This is a genomic window from Mesorhizobium sp. M7D.F.Ca.US.004.03.1.1 (assembly GCF_003998635.1).
Lineage (GTDB): Bacteria > Pseudomonadota > Alphaproteobacteria > Rhizobiales > Rhizobiaceae > Mesorhizobium > Mesorhizobium loti.
The window spans coordinates 1-688 of record NZ_RZQG01001598.1 but is presented as its reverse complement, the minus strand read 5'-3'; the positions used below and the strand labels follow the sequence as shown (position 1 = coordinate 688).

The 688-nt window shown below is 60.9% G+C and carries 2 protein-coding genes; both read right to left on the bottom strand.

Annotation, left to right across the window (positions count from 1 at the left end):
• Positions 1 to 241 (bottom strand): GntR family transcriptional regulator (locus EN935_RS38955; protein ID WP_127374402.1); only part of this gene is annotated, 241 nt, incomplete at its 3' end.
• Positions 242 to 489: 248 nt separating this feature from the next.
• Positions 490 to 688, bottom strand: a 199-nt coding sequence (locus EN935_RS41245) for a hypothetical protein (RefSeq protein WP_164771873.1), incomplete at its 5' end; no start/stop codon positions are given.

The window sequence follows — 688 nt, the reverse complement described above, 5'->3', positions numbered from 1 at the left end:
CGCGTGCCACCAGGAAGCCCTGGTCGACGAGCTGCTGGAAGGCCAGCACGACGGTTCCGCGCGCAACGCCGAGTTTTTCGGCCAGGATCCGGCAGGAAGGAAGCGGCATCGAAGCGGCGATCTGGCGGTCGAGAATGGCGGCCACGATGGCTTGGCGGATTTGCGCCTGCAGGGTCTGGCCGGATTCAGCCGAAATCCGGAACAGGCCGGACCATATCGCCGTATCGTTTCGCTGTGGCATGGAAGATGTTCCTCGATGGCCAGCCTTTTTTGCTTGGCTGGACCAGCCGAACGTAACCGTGGCACAAGGGGTTGCGCCAATCAATTTTTCTGATCGTTGGGATTTATGCCAGTGATCCTTCACGCCATTTTGATGCTGCGCTGCGGTATGCCAGGGTGACGCGGCGCGTCATCCCGGCGATGACTCCGTGCGTCATCGCTGCGTGACGTCTGCGTCATCGCTGCGCATTGAAACGAGTGGAATTCGGCTCAATAGATTGTCGCGACGACACGCGCCGGAAACATCCGGTCCGTAATGATGGCTCGAGGTTTCGGAGTTTGGCAGTGGATCAATCGTCCTTTCAAAAACAGCTCGCCGCGTTGCGCGATCATCGCGCCGCGGCGCCCGCCAGCATGCGCCAGGCTTTCGCCGTCGATCCCAAGCGCTTCGAGACCTTCTCCGCCACCG